At 49.7% G+C, this 2,057-nt stretch carries 1 protein-coding gene; it reads right to left on the reverse strand.

The genetic code is table 11. The annotated features are described in order from the left end of the window. Nucleotides 1-1,364: 1,364 nt before the first annotated feature. Entirely contained in the window at nucleotides 1,365-2,012 is a 648-nt protein-coding gene (locus JOD20_RS26215; RefSeq protein WP_338034216.1) for a Tn3 family transposase, read from the reverse strand. Nucleotides 2,013-2,057 lie beyond the last annotated feature (45 nt).

The raw sequence follows: 2,057 nt of genomic DNA on the forward strand, positions 1-2,057 counted from the left end.
CCCTACTCGAAGCGCCTCAAGACACCGCTGCATAAGGCTCATTTTTGTGCCATCCAAACGACAGACATAGGCATACTATGTCATTGCTGAGTTTCTTACGGTATCATTCATACCATACAAGAGCCTCTTATACAGAACAATAGTTTTGTATGAGAAAATACGTAATAAATGTCATTCTATCTCACTATTTCGTGTATGGATTATTCTATTATAGGAAGATTATGTTGGACAACGTAAAAATTGCCAGATAGATTTCGGATGACTAGTAGATTGTACCGAATAAGTCTTGTTTTGCAGCATAACCTAGGCTCTGTCTGATAGTTCAGGATTTCTGCATACATCGTGCAAGGATGCGAACCAGTCGTTGAATCATGGACAGATAGACGAATCCCAAATAATTTAACTCCAGTTTCTCAAAGTGTGTGGCCAATGAGCGACACGCTTTGAGCCAACCCATGGTGCGAACATTGCGGGCACGATACACCTATGCGTTATAGCCAATCGGGCATCGGATCTTGCTCTGACCGCGCCGTCGATGTGGCAGAATCACTATACTACGTCGCTGGAGCGACTGGTGGATAAGCTGTGCGTCGTAGCCTCTATCACCCGCCAGAGCTGCGCTCGGAGGTGGGGTCATTCCTCGCCGCTGGCAAACCAAAATATACCAAATCATGGTTTCGAATGTCATGCTTTCGTGAATCTTCCTAGCATAACAGTGGCAGAATCACTATACTACGTCGCTGGAGCGACTGGTGGATAAGCTGTGCGTCGTAGCCTCTATCACCCGCCAGAGCTGCGCTCGGAGGTGGGGTCATTCCTCGCCGCTGGCAAACCAAAATATACCAAATCATGGTTTCGAATGTCATGCTTTCGTGAATCTTCCTAGCATAACATAGGCAGATAACGAGTGCCCACAACCAGCGACGAGGAGGCGGAGTTTGTTAACTAATCCACCACAGAAGCGTCCGAGGTCGTGGGCGATGAGTTCATGAGCGTCAAAGCTCGCCCGCTGCAGAACGAAGCGCACGAATCAACATGCCATCGATGGTCTATTGCTGCCAATCACGCTGTTCATGCTCATCCACGACCCATAGTGATCGGGAATATCGCACAATGAAACGCCGGTATGAGGCTTCCAAACAATGCCGTTTATCACGCGGCAATGGTCATTCGATTCGATGGACGGCTACGGCAGGTTCCGGTTGGTAAGAGCGGTTCAGTCACTGCAAATTGGGTAGCACACAATTCATGACGATTCCTACAAACCTCCTGCCGTTCCGACTACCATCGAATTATCCGACAGAACCTATTGGGCTTAAACGCACGGCCCCCCGAAACATGGCAGCGAACAGGTGTTCTTTTTTTTATTCTTCTTTTACGAACGGATCATCCAAGAAATCCGCGATCATCGCATATTCGTCCTCGGGATCAGGTGGCTGATCGGCGGCGCTTGGCCGATAGGCCAAGACGGCTGCCACTGAGGCCAGAATGGGTGCTGGGAGCAGATCGGCCAAAAAGGTGAGTCGCCCGCCAAAGTTAATATAATGCCATGCGACGGGGGAGACCGTGCGTAAAAAGGCACTATCGGCAAGCATGCCGATGGTGGTTTTGGTATCGATGGCCTGCTGTAAAATCTGCATATTATAGAGTAGGATCGCATTCACTACCAGCCGACAGGCCTCATTCCACAGCGCTTGTTCCTCGTCGGTCACATAGCGCAACTTGCCGATATTCCCCGCCGTTAAGGCACGCTTGAGGTGATGATATTGCTCCCCACGATTGAGCGCTTGCTGGACGTTTTGCCGTAAGCGCGGGGAATCAACAAACTCCAAGAGATAGCAACTGCGGAAGATGTGGTCATACTCCCACAGGGCTTGCAGCGTGCGATTCCGCCGTTTCGATGCACTCAATTTTGCGATGAGCATGCGTTGACTGATCGTTTTTCGGGACGGGATACCAAGGCGGTGGTATAACGAAAGTGGTGCAAAATTAACGAGAGCCAGGTGGACTATACTTGGAAATGCAACAGACCAAGGAAAGGACCACCATGACTCCCA

The organism is Herpetosiphon giganteus (assembly GCF_016907925.1).
Lineage (GTDB): Bacteria > Chloroflexota > Chloroflexia > Chloroflexales > Herpetosiphonaceae > Herpetosiphon > Herpetosiphon giganteus.